At 70.6% G+C, this 15978-nt stretch carries 13 protein-coding genes; 12 read left to right on the top strand and 1 reads right to left on the bottom strand.

Annotation, left to right across the window (positions count from 1 at the left end; genetic code table 11):
- Nucleotides 1-3 precede the first annotated feature (3 nt).
- The 12 genes from glmM (at nucleotide 4) to KFLA_RS30145 (ending at nucleotide 15314) form a co-directional block, all read left to right on the top strand.
- On the top strand, nucleotides 4-1350 hold the full coding sequence (gene glmM, locus KFLA_RS30200; RefSeq protein ID WP_012923642.1) for a phosphoglucosamine mutase: 1347 nt from the start codon (nucleotides 4-6) through the stop codon (nucleotides 1348-1350).
- Nucleotides 1351-1485: 135 nt separating this feature from the next.
- On the top strand, nucleotides 1486-2295 hold the full coding sequence (locus KFLA_RS30195; RefSeq protein ID WP_012923641.1) for an endonuclease/exonuclease/phosphatase family protein: 810 nt from the start codon (nucleotides 1486-1488) through the stop codon (nucleotides 2293-2295).
- Between the two features lie 109 nt (nucleotides 2296-2404).
- A complete protein-coding gene (locus KFLA_RS30190; RefSeq protein ID WP_012923640.1) occupies nucleotides 2405-2818 on the top strand; it encodes a DUF4345 domain-containing protein in 414 nt (137 codons plus the stop codon).
- Nucleotides 2819-3026: 208 nt separating this feature from the next.
- Entirely contained in the window at nucleotides 3027-4847 is a 1821-nt protein-coding gene (locus KFLA_RS30185) for a glycoside hydrolase family 3 protein (protein WP_012923639.1), read from the top strand.
- The gene (locus KFLA_RS30180; RefSeq protein WP_012923638.1) at nucleotides 4844-6643 is read left to right on the top strand and encodes a glycoside hydrolase family 3 protein; all 1800 of its coding nucleotides are present in this window, start codon (nucleotides 4844-4846) and stop codon (nucleotides 6641-6643) included. The genes KFLA_RS30185 and KFLA_RS30180 overlap by 4 nt, the downstream gene beginning before the upstream one ends.
- Nucleotides 6637-7518 carry an endonuclease/exonuclease/phosphatase family protein gene (locus KFLA_RS30175; protein ID WP_012923637.1) on the top strand — a complete coding sequence of 294 codons (882 nt, stop codon included), beginning with the start codon at nucleotides 6637-6639 and terminating at the stop codon, nucleotides 7516-7518. The genes KFLA_RS30180 and KFLA_RS30175 overlap by 7 nt, the downstream gene beginning before the upstream one ends.
- Nucleotides 7515-8807 carry an exo-beta-N-acetylmuramidase NamZ family protein gene (locus KFLA_RS30170; protein WP_012923636.1) on the top strand — a complete coding sequence of 431 codons (1293 nt, stop codon included), beginning with the start codon at nucleotides 7515-7517 and terminating at the stop codon, nucleotides 8805-8807. The genes KFLA_RS30175 and KFLA_RS30170 overlap by 4 nt, the downstream gene beginning before the upstream one ends.
- Nucleotides 8808-8851: 44 nt before the next feature.
- Complete coding sequence (locus KFLA_RS30165; protein ID WP_237706634.1) at nucleotides 8852-10531, top strand: serine hydrolase domain-containing protein; 1680 nt, start codon at nucleotides 8852-8854, stop codon at nucleotides 10529-10531.
- Between the two features lie 35 nt (nucleotides 10532-10566).
- Nucleotides 10567-11469 carry a MurR/RpiR family transcriptional regulator gene (locus tag KFLA_RS30160; RefSeq protein ID WP_012923634.1) on the top strand — a complete coding sequence of 301 codons (903 nt, stop codon included), beginning with the start codon at nucleotides 10567-10569 and terminating at the stop codon, nucleotides 11467-11469.
- A gap of 31 nt (nucleotides 11470-11500) precedes the next feature.
- Entirely contained in the window at nucleotides 11501-12394 is an 894-nt protein-coding gene (gene murQ, locus KFLA_RS30155) for an N-acetylmuramic acid 6-phosphate etherase (RefSeq protein ID WP_012923633.1), read from the top strand.
- A 49-nt stretch (nucleotides 12395-12443) separates the two neighbouring features.
- The gene (locus KFLA_RS38515; RefSeq protein ID WP_012923632.1) at nucleotides 12444-13562 is read left to right on the top strand and encodes a GNAT family N-acetyltransferase; all 1119 of its coding nucleotides are present in this window, start codon (nucleotides 12444-12446) and stop codon (nucleotides 13560-13562) included.
- Between the two features lie 351 nt (nucleotides 13563-13913).
- Nucleotides 13914-15314 carry a class I adenylate-forming enzyme family protein gene (locus KFLA_RS30145; protein ID WP_012923631.1) on the top strand — a complete coding sequence of 467 codons (1401 nt, stop codon included), beginning with the start codon at nucleotides 13914-13916 and terminating at the stop codon, nucleotides 15312-15314.
- Here KFLA_RS30145 and KFLA_RS30140 read toward each other — a convergent pair.
- On the bottom strand, nucleotides 15245-15970 hold the full coding sequence (locus KFLA_RS30140; protein ID WP_085956237.1) for a 4'-phosphopantetheinyl transferase family protein: 726 nt from the start codon (nucleotides 15968-15970) through the stop codon (nucleotides 15245-15247). The two genes, KFLA_RS30145 and KFLA_RS30140, sit on opposite strands and share 70 nt — an antisense overlap.
- Nucleotides 15971-15978: the final 8 nt, after the last annotated feature.

The following is a 15978-nucleotide window of genomic DNA, read 5'->3' as shown; positions in this document are numbered from 1 at the left end:
CTGATGGCGCGTTTGTTCGGCACGGACGGCGTCCGTGGCCTGGCGAACGTGGACCTGACCGCGGAGCTGGCGCTCGACCTCTCGGTCGCCGCCGCTCACGTACTCGGCGAGGCCGGTGCCTTCGAAGGGCACCGGCCGCGCGCCGTTGTGGGCCGGGATCCGCGTGCCAGTGGTGAGTTCCTGGAAGCCGCCGTAGTGGCCGGTCTGGCCAGCGCAGGCGTCGACGTCTTCCGGCTCGGCGTCCTGCCGACCCCGGCGGTCGCGTACCTGACCGGTTCGACCGGTGCCGATCTCGGCGTGATGCTGTCGGCCAGCCACAACCCGATGCCGGACAACGGCATCAAGTTCCTGGCCCGCGGCGGAATCAAGCTCGACGACGCGATCGAGGACGCGATCGAGGGCCGGGTCGGCGAGCAGTGGCAGCGTCCGACCGGGGCCGCGGTCGGACGCGTGCTCGACGACGGGCAGGGCTTCGAGACCTACGTGTCGCACCTGGTCCGGTCCGCTCCGAACCGGTTCGACGGGCTCAAGGTGGTCATCGACTGCGCCAACGGCGCTGCCTCGCTGACCGCGCCGGAGACCCTGCGCCGGCTCGGCGCCGAGGTCATCACGTACGCCGCCAAGCCCGACGGCCTGAACATCAATCTCGACTGCGGCTCCACCCACATGGAGGGCCTGCGGCGCGAGGTGATCGGCCACCGCGCCGATCTCGGCATCGCGCTCGACGGCGACGCCGACCGCTGCCTGGCGGTGGACGCCGGCGGCGAGCTCGTCGACGGCGACCAGATCCTCGCGGTGCTGGCGCTGGCGATGCGCGACAGCGGGCGGCTGAAGAACGACACCGTGGTCGCGACCGTGATGAGCAACCTGGGCTTCGTCCAGGCGATGGTCCGGGAGCGCATCGCGGTCGAGCAGACCAAGGTCGGCGACCGGTACGTGCTCGAGGCGATGAAGGCCGGCGGCCACAAGCTCGGCGGCGAGCAGTCGGGCCACGTGATCCTGTCCGACCACGCGACCACCGGCGACGGCACCCTGACCGCGGTCATGCTGCTCGCCCGGCTGGCGCAAACCGGCAAGTCGCTGCGCGACCTGGCCGGCGTGATGACCCGCCTGCCGCAGGTCCTGGTCAACGTTCCGGACGTCGACAAGTCCCGCGCCGGTACCGACGCCACCGTGCAGGCTGCCGTCGCGGACGCGACCAAGCGGCTCGGCGACACCGGCCGGGTGCTGCTGCGGCCCTCCGGCACCGAGCCCTTGGTCCGGGTCATGGTCGAGGCGGAGTCGTCCGACACCGCCGACGAGGTCGCCCACTCGCTGGCCGACGTCGTCGCGAGCGCTCTCAAGCTGTAACTGCCGAAGTTCCCTGGCGCCTGCGCGGTGCCAGGGGACTTCGCTGTCTCCACCGGCGGCCCCGGCCGGCGCGATGGTTTCGACGAGCGAGCAAACGTTGGCTCGGTGAGCCGACGGCGTGGTTCTGTCTGGCTCATGCCTCGACTTTCCCGCCTGTTCGCCGCTGTCGCCGCTCTGCTGGTGCTGGCCCCGGTCGCGGCCGTCGCTCAGCCGCGTGCGGTCACCACGGTGCCGGTGATGACTTACAACATCCACCACGCCCAAGGCGTCGACGGTGTCCTGAACCTGGAGCGGATCGCGACCGTGATCGCCCAGTCCGGCGCCGCGGTGGTCGGTCTGCAAGAGGTCGACGTGCACTGGAGCGAACGCAGCAACTGGCAGAACCAGGCCGCCTGGCTGGCCACCCGGCTCGGCATGGAGTACCGGTTCGCCGCCAACCTCGACCTCGATCCGCTCGTGCCCGGCGAGCCGCGCCGCCAGTACGGCACCGCGATCCTGTCCCGCTACCCGATCACGAGCTTCAGCAACACCTTGCTGCCGCTGCACGCCGGCAGCGAGCAACGCGGTCTGGCCGTCGCCACCATCGACGTCGCCGGCCGGGACGTGCGCTTCGCCACCACCCACCTGTCCAAGCTGACCTCCGCCGAGCGCGTCGAGCAGTCGCAGCGGATCGTCCAGCTGCTCGCCGGTTCCACCACACCGACCTTGCTCACCGGCGACCTCAACGCCGTGCCGACCGCGCCGGAGATCAAGCACCTCACCACGGTCCTGAAGGACACCTGGCCCGAGGTCGGCTTCGGCCTCGGCTTGACCAACCCCGCCGTCCTGCCACTTCGACGGATCGACTACGTCCTGCACTCCACGGACTTCCGCGCCAAGTCCGCCCGCACCCCCATCACCCACGCCGCCGACCACCTCCCGGTCGTCGCGACCTTCGAACTGTGACCTCGAGTCAGCGCCGGACCTGGCGGAGGGGTGACGCCGTCACGGGAGGGTGTGACGGATCACGAACGTCGTCGACCTCCTGGCCCCCGCCGGCAACGATGATGCAGGCATGACCGGCACCGCGACTTCCCCTGTCCGCAGCACTGTCTCGAAGCCCCTCCGCGCGAGCCTGATCGCCATCGCCGTCGTACCGCTGGTCACCGGCCTCTTCGGGATCTTCGCCGGCCCCGCCCACCTTCCGGGCGGTGCGCCGGTGACTCCGACCGTCGACAGCGAGTTCCGTTTCGCCAACCTCTACTGGTTCGCCGCCGGTCTCCTCCTGCTGTGGTCCCTGCGCCGCCCCGTCGAACGAGCCCTCGCCACCCGAGCCGTTCTCGCCCTCGGGATCGTCGGCGGCCTCACCCGCCTCCTGTCGATCCTGCTCACCGACTGGCCCCACCCGGCCTACGTGGGCGCCCTGGCCGTCGAACTCACCGTCGTCCCCGCACTCCTGTGGTGGCACCACAAAGCCATCACCCCGTGACGAGCCGAACTGCCCCAAGCTGCCCCGGGATGCCCCGAGCTGCCCGGACGACGGCCGTGATCAAGCGGTTGATGGAGCGCGGTCTGTTGTCGCCGGCCGGAGCGGCGTGTTGGATGAGGTGTCCGTTTCCTCTTGACCCTGATCTGTGGCGTGGGTAACTTTCGCGTCCAGGGGGAACGTTGTAATTCAATTACCTGAGGGGTCGGTCATGTCCGCGTTGCGCCGCTCTGTTCTCACCACTCTCGCCTCTGCGACCGCTGTCGCCACCGTGGCCGCGCTGGTCCCGGCCGCCGCGGTCGCCGCGCCACCGCCCGAACCGAAGGGCCAGCCGCCGATCACGTCACTGCAGCAGGTCGCCACCGCGATGAAGGGCATGTCGCTGGAGGAGAAGATCGGGCAGATGTTCGTGCTGTTCGGCTACGGGCCGGACGCGCACAAGCCCGACCAGCGCAACACCAACCTGTACGGCGTCGCGACGCCGGCCGAGGTGGTCGCGAAGTACAAGCCGGGCGGCTGGATCTACTTCAACGCCCGCGACAACGTGCAGAACCCGACCCAGCTGGCGACGTACTCCAACCAGCTGCAGACGGTGGCCACCAGCACCGGCATCCGGGTGCCGATGACGATCGCCACCGACCAGGAGCAGGGCGTCGTGGTCCGGATCGGGCCGCCCGCCACCCAGTTCGGCGGCAACATGGCGCACGGCGCGGCCCGTAGTACGGCCGACGCCCGGACCGCGGCCGGCATCACCGGGCGCGAGCTGAAGGCGATGGGCATCCGGCAGGACTACGCCCCGGTCGCCGACGTCAACGTGAACGCGCTCAACCCGGTGATCGGCGTCCGCTCCTTCTCGTCGGACCCGCAGCTGGTGTCGGACCTGACGGTCGCGCAGGTGCAGGGCTACCAGAAGGACGCCGGCATCATCGCCACCGCGAAGCACTTCCCGGGCCACGGTGACACCGTCGACGACAGCCACACGTCGCTGCCGACGATCAACCACACCCGCGAGCAGTGGAACACGATCGACGCGCCGCCGTTCAAGGCCGCGATCAAGGCCGGCATCGACTCGATCATGACCGCCCACATCGTGATCCCGTCGCTGGACCCGTCCGGTGACCCGGCCACGCTGAGCAAGCCGATCATGACCGGTGTGCTGCGCAAGGAGCTCGGCTTCAAGGGCCTGATCATCACCGACGCGCTGGAGATGGCGGCGGTCCGGGCCAAGTACGGCGACGCCGAGGTGGCGGTCCGCGCGATCGAGGCCGGCGTCGACCAGCTGCTGCTGCCGCCCGCGCCGGACGTGCAGTTCCGGGCCGTCGTGGACGCGGTGAAGTCGGGCCGGATCAGCGAGCGCCGGATCGACGAGAGCCTGATGCGCATCCTGCTGCTGAAGCTGAAGAAGGGCGTGCTGTTCCACCCGTTCGTCGACCCGGCCAAGGTCGCCACCACGGTCGGTACGCCGGACCACCTGGCCACGGCGCAGCGCATCGTCGACAAGAGCATCACCCTGGTCAAGAACAACGCGAACACGCTGCCGCTCAGCAACCAGGCCCGCAAGGTGCTCGTCACCGGCTGGGGCGTCAACACCACCCAGGCGCTGGCCAACAGCCTCACCAAGCGAGGCGCGACCACGACCGTCGCGCAGACCGGCGCGGCACCGACCGACGCCGCGATCGCCGACGCGGTCGCCAAGGCGCAGGCCAACGACGTCACGGTCGTGCTGACCCAGAAGGCCTGGGACACCAGGGTCACCGACAAGCTGGCCAAGCAGCAGAAGCTGGTCAAGGACCTGCTCGCCACCGGCAAGACCGTGATCGTCGTCGCCGTCCGCGACCCGTACGACATCGCCTACTTCGACCAGGCGCCGACCTACGTGGCCACCTACGGCTACCAGGCGGTCTCGATGGAGTCGCTGACCAAGGTCCTGTACGGCGAGATCGCGCCGGCCGGCAAGCTCCCGGTCGACATCCCGGTCGCGGGTCAGCCGGCCACTGCGCTGTACCCGTTCGGCCACGGGTTGTCCTGGTGAGCCGTCCGACCCGGCGTACCGTCCTGGGCCTGGCTGCAGCGGCTGTTGCCGGTGCGGCCGGGCTCCGGCCCGGTGTCGCCGCCGCCTCGAACCCTGGCCGTGCCCACGGCTGGGCCACCGCGACGCTGGCGCGGATGACGCTGGAGGAGAAGGTCGGCCAGCTTTTCGTCACCTACGCCTACGGCGCCACCGCGCAGACCGCCGACCGGCGCAACGTCACGGCGTACGGCGTCGCGACGCCGGCGGAGGTGGTGGCCAAGTACAAGCTGGGCGGCGTCATCTACTTCGCCTGGACCGACTCGGTCGCCAACCCGCCGCAGATCGCCGCGCTGTCGAACGGGCTGCAGCAGGCCTCGCTCGCCGTCGGTGACAAGGTCTCGGTCCCGCTGCTGATCAGCACCGACCAGGAGCACGGCGTCGTGTTCCGGGTCGGTCCGCCGGCCACCCAGTTCCCGGGCGCGATGGCGCTCGGGGCGGGCCGCAGTACGGCCGACGCCCGGGAGGCCGCGGCGATCGCCGGGGCGGAGCTGCGGGCGGTGGGCGTCAACCAGGCCTACGCGCCGGTGGCCGACGTCAACGTGAACGCGCTCAACCCGGTGATCGGGGTGCGTTCGTTCTCGTCCGACCCCACGCTGGTCGCCGACCTGACCGCGGCCCAGGTGACCGGGCTGGAGGGCGGCGGCGGCATCGCCTCGTGCGCGAAGCACTTCCCGGGGCACGGTGACACCGTCGACGACAGCCACACGTCGCTGCCGACGATCAACCACACCCGCGAGCAGTGGAACACGATCGACGCGCCGCCGTTCGAGGCCGCGATCGAGGCCGGGATCGACTCGATCATGACCGCGCACATCGTGGTGCCGTCGCTGGATCCGTCCGGCGAGCCCGCCACGCTGAGCAAGCCGATTCTGACCGGCATCCTGCGCGAACAGCTCGGTTACGACGGCGTGGTGATCACCGACTCGCTCGCGATGGCCGGCGTCCGGCAGAAGTACGGCGACGCCGAGGTGGCGGTGCGCGCGCTCGAAGCCGGCTGCGACCAGTTGCTGATGTCGCCGGCGATGGACGTCGCCTACAACGCCGTGCTGGCGGCGGTCCGGTCCGGCCGGATCACCGAGAAGCGGCTCGACCAGAGCGTCTACCGGGTCCTGCGGCTGAAGCACCTCAACGGTGTCGTCGCCGACCCGATGGTCGACGTCGCGGCCGTGCCGTCGGTGGTCGGAACGCCCGAGCACTACGCGGCCGCGCAACGCATCGCCGACCGGACCACGACAGTGGTGAAGAACGAGGCGGGTCTGCTGCCGCTGAGTGCTGGTCCGCGCAAGGTGCTGGTGACCGGGTACGGCGTGTCCACCACCCAGACACTCGCCAACCGGTTGACCGCGCGCGGTGCCACGACGACCGTGCGACAGACCGGTGCGACGCCGTCGGACACCGCGATCGCCGGTGCGGTCGCGGCTGCGCGCGCCAACGACCTGACCGTCGTCCTGACCATGAAGGCCTGGGACACCGCGGTCACCGACAAGCAGGGCAAGCAGCAGAAGCTGGTCAAGGACCTGCTCGCGACCGGCAAGCCGGTGATCGTGGTCGCCGTGCGCGACCCGTACGACATCGCCTACTTCACCGCCGCGCCGACGTACCTGGCCACCTACTCGTACGCCGACGTGTCGATGGAGTCGCTCGCCAAGGTGCTGTACGGCGAGCTCAAGCCGGCCGGCAAGCTGCCGGTCGACGTCCCGGTCGCCGGGTCGCCGGCGACGAAGCTCTATCCGTTCGGGCACGGGCTGACATGGTGAGGAAACTGGCGGTCCTGGTCGCCGCGCTCACCCTGCTGACCGGAGTCACCCCGGCAGTTGCCGACGGCAACGCTCCGCCGGTGCCGCTGCGGGTGGCGACGTACAACATCCACGCCGGCGCCGGGCACGACAACGTGTTCGACCTGGACCGGACCGAGACCACGCTGCGGGCACTGGACGCCGACGTGATCGGCCTGCAAGAGGTCGACGTGCACTGGAGCGAGCGCTCGCAGTGGCGTGACCTGGTGTCCGAGCTCGCGCAGCGGCTCGGGATGCGCGCCGGCTTCGCCCCGATCTACGACTTCGACCCGCTGCGGGCCGGTGAGCCCCGGCGGCAGTACGGGCTCGCGGTGCTGTCGAAGGCGCCGATCCTCGAGGTGCAGAACCACAACCTGACCCGGCTGTCGACCCAGGATCCCGGTGCCGGCCCGACGCCGATGCCGGGCTTCCTGGAGGCGGTCGTCCAGGCCAAGGGTGCCCGCCTGCACTTCTACGTCACCCACCTGGACTACCGGGCCGACCCGTCGCTGCGGCGGACCGAGGTGGACGAGACGCTGAAGATCCTGGCCGACGACCCGGCGGGGGCCAACCAGGTCCTGGTCGGTGACCTCAACGCCGAACCGCAGGCGGCCGAGCTGGCCCGGCTCTGGCCTGCGATGACCGACGCCTGGACCGCGGCGCCGATCACCACGGGCAACCCGTTGACCTATCCGGCGGCGACGCCGGTCAAACGCATCGACTACATCACCGTGTCCGACGGCGTCGGAGTCCTCCGCGCCGAAGTACCGGCTTCCCCTGCTCTTCTTGCCGCGAGCGATCACCGGCCCGTCGTGGCCGACCTGGCGCTCGCCCGTGGATCGGAGGTCCACCCATGACCGTAGGACGTCGTAGTTTCCTGGCCGGCGCAGGTGCCGTCGGCGCCGCGCCGCTGCTCGGGGCCACCGCCGCCCAGGCCACCCCTGACCCGGCGAAGAAGCGCAAGGTGCGGACCGGCGCGCAGGTCCTGGCCGACTCCGGCTGGGACCCGCTGGCCGGCCAGCGGGTCGGGGTGTACAGCAACCCGACCGGCATCCTGAACGACCTGAGCCACATCGTCGACGCCATGCACGCCTCCGGCAAGGTCAACGTCGTCGCTGCGTTCGGTCCCGAGCACGGGTTCCGCGGCAGCGCGCAGGCCGGCAGCGCCGAAGGCGACCACGTCGACAAGCGGACCGGGATCATGGTGTACGACGCGTACGGCGCGAACGCGGCCAAGCTGCAGACCATCTACGCCAAGGCCGGCGTGGAGACGGTGGTCTTCGACATCCAGGACGTCGGGGTCCGGTTCTACACCTACATCTGGTCGATGTACGAGGCGATGGTGGCGGCCGCGAAGAGCGGCCTGAAGTTCGTCGTGCTGGACCGGCCGAACCCGGTCGGCGGCTCGGCCGACGGCACGATGATGCTGCCCGGGTACACCTCCGGCGTGGGCAAGGAGGAGATCATCCAGCAGCACGGCATGACGGTCGGCGAGCTGGCCCGGCTCTTCAACGCCGAGTACCTGGCGCTCGACACCGGCGGCCCCGTGGTGCAGGACCTCCAGGTGATCGAGGTCGAGGGCTGGAAGCGCGACCAGCTGTTCGCCGAGACCGGCCTGCCCTGGGTGCTGCCGAGCCCGAACATGCCGACGCCCGACACCGCCCTGCTCTACCCCGGCACCTGCCTGTTCGAGGCGACCAACATGTCCGAGGGCCGCGGCACCACCCGGCCGTTCGAGCTGATCGGCGCGCCGTACGTCGACTACCGCTGGGCCGAGGCGCTGCGGACCAAGAACGTGCCGGGCATCGAGTTCCGCGAGGCCTACTTCAACCCGTTGATCAGCAAGAACGCCAACAAGCTGTGCGGTGGCGTCCAGGTGCACATCACCGATCCCGAACGCGTCGAGCCGATCCTGGCGGCCACCCACATGATGATCGAGGCCAAGCGGCTGTACCCGGACTTCGCCTGGCGGGCGGAGAACCCGCCCGGCCGGTGGATCGACCTGCTGACCGGCTCGGACCGGTTCCGGACGATGTTCACCGCCGGGGCGTCGGCCGAGCAGATCGTCGCGGCCTGGCAGCCGGACGTCGCCGCGTGGAACGCGCGCCGGGCCCAGTACCTGCTCTACAAGGGCGGCAACCGATGAGGCGAGCGGCAGCGACCGCGGCGGTCGCTACCCTGATCCTCACCATGGCTACCCCTGCAGTTGCTGACAGCAACCGAACCGCCGGACGCTTCGACCGCCCCTTCGAGGGCTACGCCTCGAAGAACACCCTGCTGCGCGACACGACCCCGGCCAAGGCAGGCCTCGACCCCGCGCCGATCGACGCCGCGCTCGCCCAGGTCGAGGGCTGGACCAGGCCCAACGGCACCGCCAAGCCGCTGTACGCCGGAGCCGTCACGCTGCTCGGTCACGACGGCAAGGTGGTCACCCGGGAGGCGACCGGGCTGGCGGTGAAGTACGCCGACGGCGCCGGCACCGAGCTGCCGGCCGACCAGCAGATCCCGATGCGTACCGACACCATCTTCGACCTGGCGTCGGTGTCGAAGCTGTTCACCTCGATCGTGGTGATACAGCAGGTCGAGAAGGGCCGGGTCGACCTCGACGCCCCGATCGCGACGTACGTGCCGGAGTTCGCCGAGAACGGCAAGGCGGCGATCACCGTCCGGCAGGCGCTCACCCACACCACCGGCCTGCCGTCCTGGCTGCCGTTGTGGAGCGGCCAGCCGACTCCGGCCTTGCGGCTGCGGATGGCGCTGACCGCGAAGCCGACCAGCCCGGCCGGTACGCGGTACCTGTACTCCGACCTCAACCTGATCGCGCTCGGCGAGGTCGCCCACCGGGTCAGCGGCAAGACGCTGGACAAGTTGGTGGCCGACGGCATCACCAAGCCGCTGCAGATGCGCGACACCGGCTACAACCCGGACCCGAGGAAGAAGGCGCGGATCGCGGCCACGGAGTTCCAGAGCGCGCCGGCCCGCGGCATGGTCTGGGGTTCGGTGCACGACGAGAACGCCTGGTCGCTCGACGGTGTCGCCGGGCACGCCGGGGTGTTCAGCACCGCGGACGACCTGGCCGTGCTGGCGCAGGCCTTCCTGAACGGCGGCAGCTACCGGCACGCCCGGATCCTCAAGGAAAGCTCCGTCACCGCGATGATCACCAACTTCACCCAGGCGTTCCCGGGCAACGACCACGGGCTCGGCTTCGAGCTGAACCAGCGCTGGTACATGGCCGGGCTGTCCGGGCCGCGCACGGCCGGGCACACCGGGTACACCGGCACGTCGCTGGTGATCGACTTCGACTCCCGCTCGTTCGCGATCCTGCTCACCAACCGGGTGCACCCGAGCCGTAACTGGGGCAGCAACAACCCGGCCCGGCGGGCGGTTGCGCAGGGGCTGGCGCTGTCGCTCGGCGTTGCGCCGCGGCACGGCAAGGACGCCTGGTTCTCGGGCACCACCGACGCCAGTACGTCGACGCTCGCGCTGCCGGTCGCGGCTCCCGCGGGCGGGGCGAAGCTGGCCTTCGACCTGTTCGTCGACACCGAGGACACCGACCTGCTGTACCTGGAGTCCTCGACCGACGGGGTCACCTGGACGAAGGTCCCGTTCTCGCTGGTGGACCGGGGATCGGTGGTCGACACCGACGGCACGATCAGCGGGTCCGGCGACCGGCACTGGCACCAGGCGTCGGCCGACCTGGCCGGCGGTGACCAGACGATCCGCTGGCGGTACGCCTCCGACGCGCTCTACCAGGGCCGGGGGGTGTTCGTGGACGGGGTGAAGATCACCGACGGCCACCAGGTGATCTTCAACGGCGAACGCAGTCCGGAAGCCTTCACCGCGTCAGGTTGGAGACTTTCGCGTCGGTGACCCCGCTCGGTGCTCATTCGCCGTACCGTGGCGTCATGACTTCGATGACCTCTCCAGAACCCACGGGGCCGCTGCTGGTCCGGGTCCGCGCGGTGATGCCCGCGCTGGCCCCGGCCGAGCAGCGGGTGGCGAACGCGGTCCTCGCGGACCCGGGCGGAGTGGCGGCGATGACGATCTCCGAACTGGCCGAGGTGGCGTCCACCTCGGAGACCACGGTCATCCGGTTCTGCAAGCAGGTCGGCGTCCCGGGCTATCCGCAGCTCCGCCTGCAACTGGCGGCCCAGTCGGCGCAGGAGAACGTCCGACCCGAGGTCGGGGGTGACATCGAGCCGGACGACTCGCTGGCCGACGTGGTCGGCAAAGTCGCCTTCGCCGACGAGCGGGCGGTCCGCGAGACCGCCCAGCAGCTCGACGTGGACACGCTGGCCCAGGTCGTCGACGCGGTCGCCAAGGCGCCGCGCGTCGACCTGTACGGCTCCGGGGCGAGCGCCTTCGTGGCGCTCGACCTGCAGCAGAAGCTGCACCGGATCCGCCGGGTCGCGTTCGCGTGGTCCGACGTGCACGTGGCGCTGACCAGCGCGGCCCTGCTCGGCGACGGCGACGTCGCGATCGGGATCTCGCACACCGGCACCACCGTCGAGGTGATCGAGGCGCTGGAGGAGGCGGCCCGGCACGGTGCCACCACGGTCGCGGTGACGAACTTCCCGCGCTCGCCGCTCGCGCACGCCGCGGACCTGGTGCTGACCACCGCCGCCCGCGAGACGACGTACCGGTCCGGCGCGATGTCCAGCCGGATCGCGCAGCTGATGGTGATCGACTGCCTGTTCATCGGAGTGGCCCAGTCGGTGCTGCCGGACGCCCGCAAGGCACTCGAGGAAACCGCCAGCGCGGTCCGCGGGCATCGGATGAAGAGTTCTGTCAACGATCAACAGAATTGAAAAATGTTCAGTAGAAAACTAACATCGTAGCGTGATCACACCCACGGAGCAGCGCAACCCCCGGACGCTCGCGATCGATGCGGTGGGCACCCTCGAGATCCTCCGGATGGTCAACGCGGAGGACGCCCGGGTCGCGGGCGCGGTCGGTGCCGTCGTGCCGGAGCTGGCCCGGATCGTGGATGCCGCCGTGGACGCCGTCCGGAACGGGGGCCGGGTCCACTACTTCGGGGCCGGCACGTCCGGCCGGCTGGCGGTGCTGGACGCCGCCGAGCTGCTGCCGACGTTCCACGCGCCGGACGACCTGGTGGTCGCGCACCACGCCGGCGGCATGCCCGCGCTGCTGCGCGCGGTCGAGAACGTGGAGGACTCCGAGGAAGGCGGCGCGGCCGACGCGGCCGCCGTCACCGGGCTGGACGTGGTGATCGGTCTGGCCGCCTCCGGCAGTACGCCGTACGTGGCGGGCGCGTTGCGGCAGGCCCGGTCGGTCGGCGCCACCACGGCGCTGGTCACCTCGAACCCGGACGCCCCGCTCGCGCCCCTGGCCGACGTGCTGATCGCCGCGGACACCGGGCCGGAGGTCATCGCGGGGTCCACCCGGCTGAAGGCCGGCACCGCGCAGAAGATGATCCTGAACGCGTTCTCCACCACGCTGATGATCAAGCTCGGCCGGACCTGGTCGAACCTGATGGTCGACATGGTTGCCACCAACAACAAGCTGCGCGGCCGGATGCTGCGGATCCTGGCCGAGGCCACCGGCGCCGACGCGGACGCCTGCGCCGCCGCGCTGGCCGACTCCGACGGCGAGCTCAAGCCGGCTCTGGTGCACCTGCTGACCGGCAGCCCGGTCAGCGCCGCCCGGGAGGCACTGGCCGAGGCCGACGGCCGGGTCGCGGTCGCGCTGGGCAAGCTCGGCGCCCCCGCCTGAGGCGGTAAAGGGCTGGAGCGGTCGGCGCGCTGCTCCCTACAGTGGCCCGATGAGCACTCCGAAACGCGTCGACCCGCACGACACCGAGTCCTACAACGCCTGGTACGACGTCTACCGGCCGGCGCTCGACGACGGCCGGCCGTTCGCGGTGACCTGGACCCGCGAGGAGATGCGGGTCGGGCTGGTGCGCCCGAGCGCGTACTGGGCCAAGGAGATCTGGGCTGTCCGTGACGACGCCGGGCAGATCGCCGGAACGCTCTTCCTGGAGCTCCCGCTCACCGACAACACCTCCCAGCTGACGACCACCATCGCCGTACGGCAGGACGCCCGCCGGCAGGGTTACGGCCGGGCGCTGGCCCGCCTGCTCGACGAGCGCGCCGCCCACCACGCCCGCACCACCCTCGTCACCCAACTCGACATCCCCCTCCCCACCCCCGCCATTTCGGAGGAGAACCCGCCAAGTGCTGGGTTCACCGGCGGGTATTCGGGGGGAGAACCCAGCACTTGGCGGGATGGGGCGGGGGACGGCGTGCGGGCTGGGAGTGGCGGGCGGACGGCGGGGGAGGGGTTTGCGGCGGCGTTGGGGTTCTCGCCGGCGAACCACGAGGTGCACCGGGTGCTCGAGCTGCCCTTGGAGGACGCGTTCCTGGAGAAGCTGTGTGCCGAGGCCGCCGAGCGCCATCAGGGCTACCAGCTGCGCAGCTGGCAGGACCGGTGCCCGGACGAGCTGGTGGACGCGTACGCGGCGCTGCAGGCCACGTTCGCGCTGGAGGCTCCGCAGGGGGAGCTGGAGGTCGAGGCCGAGCGCTGGGACGCCGCCCGCGTCCGGTCCGTGGAGGAGCAGAGCCGGGCCCAGGGGCGGCACGGCTGGATCACCGTCGCGGTCGCTCCGGACGGCACGCTGGCCGGCAACACCGAGTTGTACGTCGGTGAGCACGACCCGGGCAAGGCGTTCCAGTGGGGCACGCTGGTGTCGCCCCCGCACCGCGGCCACCGCCTCGGCCTGGCTCTGAAAGCCCGCAACCACCTCGAACTGCAGCGGGTCCACCGCGAGCCCCTGGTCGTGCACACCTGGAACGGCGAGCAGAACACCGCCATGAACGCCGTCAACGCGCGCCTCGGCTTCCACCCGGTCGAACGCCACGAGGAGTGGCAGCGGCGGGGGTGATCGGGGGAGAAATTCTTGGTGGAAAACAGGTTCAAACGGAGATTTGACAACGTGCGGGTTCCCCTGCGGGGGAGCCCGCACTCGTTTATTTCCTAACCTTCGAGCTGGGTTCGAGTGGTTTGTGGAGTGATGGAGCGTTTGAGTTCTGGGCTTTTTGAAATGCAGCAGCATCGCTGATGCGAGGGCAAAAGAAAAGCGGTCCGGAACACAACGCGAAGGGTAGTGGGACCATCACTTTCGGTCCGTAGCGCACGCGGTGCGTCGTGTCGTATCGTCTGCGTCATCGCCAGGCCTTGGTGGGGGTGCTGGTGCTTCGAATCCTTTGTGTTCAAGGCGAATCTCGGAGCTCGGATGACCATGGACGGTGCTGTCGTGGTGCCCGGAACCACCGTGGGTGCCCAATGGGTCGATGATGTGCTGCTGGCCGGACCCACCAGTGACATCTGCTTTTCGTTACCCACTCCGGTGGACCGTGGAATGCTGCGGCGACTGGTGCGGGACCGGCAGGCGGAGTTGGCGGAATCCGGTTTGCGGGCGGGTGGAGCCGCCGCATTGCGGTTACCTCCGTCAATGGCTTTCGTGACCTATTTGCTGGCGGTTTGGCGCAGTGGCGGGCAGGCGATCCTGCTGGACCATCGGCTGACCGACTACGAGGTCCGGCGGGCGATCGAGCGGCTGGTGCCGCAGGTCGTCGTGTCGCCGCAGCGGCCGGTCGCCTCGGGGTTGCGCACGTTCGTCGACGTCGACGCCGACGTGGCCAGCTACTGCGGCCACCCGGCCGGTACGGCGCACGCTGTGGTGCAGCTCAGCTCGGGATCGACCGGGCCGTCGAAGGTGATCGGCCGGACCGCCGAGGACCTGATCGAGGAGGTCCTGCGCTACACGCAGCTGGACGGCGTACCGGAGCGGGGCGAGCGGATCGTGCTGCTGCCGTCGATGGTGCACGTGCTCGGCCTGGTCGGCGGGTTGCTGTACGGACTGCACGCGGGCGTCCAGCTGGTTCCGCCGGCCCGGCTCACCGGGGACGCGATCGTGCAGGCGATCGCGAGCGGCTCCAGCCCGGCGACGGTGCTCGGGGTGCCGTTCCACATCGGCTTGCTGGCCTCGGTGACCGAGCCGCCGAAGCTGCCCCAGTTCAAGCGGATGACGACCGGTGGCGAGCTGGTGCCGGCGTCGGTGGCGCACGCGTTCGAGACCAAGTACGGCGTACCGCTGGGCAACATGTACGGAATGACCGAGGTCGGGGTGATCGGGACCGACCTGCACGGCGCGCACCGGCCGGCGATCCGGCCGGCGCCCGGGATCGAGATCCGGGCGGTCGACGGCGAGCTGCAGATCCGGCGGCCGGAGTCGCCGTACCTCGGGCTGTCGGACCCGGCGCGCTGGTCCGACGGCTGGTTGCGGACCAAGGACGCCGGGGTGATCGACCCGGAGACCGGGCTGGTGTCGATCCGCGGGCGGCTGGACTCGCAAGTGTCGGTCGGTGGGTTGAAGGTGGACCTGACCGAGGTCGAGTACACGCTCGGGACGTTGCGCGGAGTCGAGGCGGCGGTGGTCGTGTTCGACGGCGCGATCACGGCGTACGTGCAGCTGAACGCGCCGCGCGGGGTGCCAGCGCTGGAGGCCGAACTGGCGCAGCTGCTGGCGTCGTACAAGCGGCCGCGGACGCTGCGGGTGCTCGGTCAGTTGCCGAGGACAACGACCGGGAAGCTTGTGCGCGACCTGACGGTGCTGCGCAAGGCGGCCCCGTGATGTTCGGTCAGCACGATCTCTCGCACACCGCGCGGGCAGGCGAGCGCCAGGACCGCATCGCACCGCAGAGGCACGTGAACCACCACAAGCTGGTCCTCGGACGGAACCGCGTGGGCGTGCAGGGTGCCCTTTCCGGTGGTCAGGGCCGGCATCCGGCGGCCGAGGCCGTTGGAGCGCAGGCCGCGGCCGAGGGCTTTGCCGACCGCCTCCTTGGCGGTCCAGAGCAGCAGGAAGGTTTCGACCGGGTCGTCGGCGGCTTCGACCAGCGCCGCCTCGGCGGGATCGAACCACCGCCGCGCCATCCCGGTCACCGCGAACGCACGCCGCACCTCCAGATCCACTCCCACCGGCCCGGCCACCGAGGCGGCGACCGCAACCAGCCCGTGCACGCCGCTCGCGGCGCGTCGCTCGGTGCCGACAGCTCCGGCGCCTGCGGCGCTTTGCTCGTCGCCGGAGGTCCGGGCGTGGCTGAGGCTCACGGACAGCCCGTTCAGGGTCGGGCGGCCGGTGGTTGCGTGACGAAGGGCAGCCGGAGTGCCCAGCAGCGAACTGCCGAGTTGTTCGAGCAGGCGGTGGGCGGCGGATCGCGGCTCGTCGCCGGTTGGTGTCACCCAGACGTGCACGGGTTCCGGACCGGGCCCCGGACGTTCATCCACAGAAAGAA

Source organism: Kribbella flavida DSM 17836 (genome assembly GCF_000024345.1).
In the GTDB taxonomy this organism is placed as follows: Bacteria; Actinomycetota; Actinomycetes; order Propionibacteriales; family Kribbellaceae; genus Kribbella; species Kribbella flavida.
The sequence above is the reverse complement of the archived record's forward strand: the minus strand, read 5'-3'. Positions and strand labels throughout refer to the sequence as shown.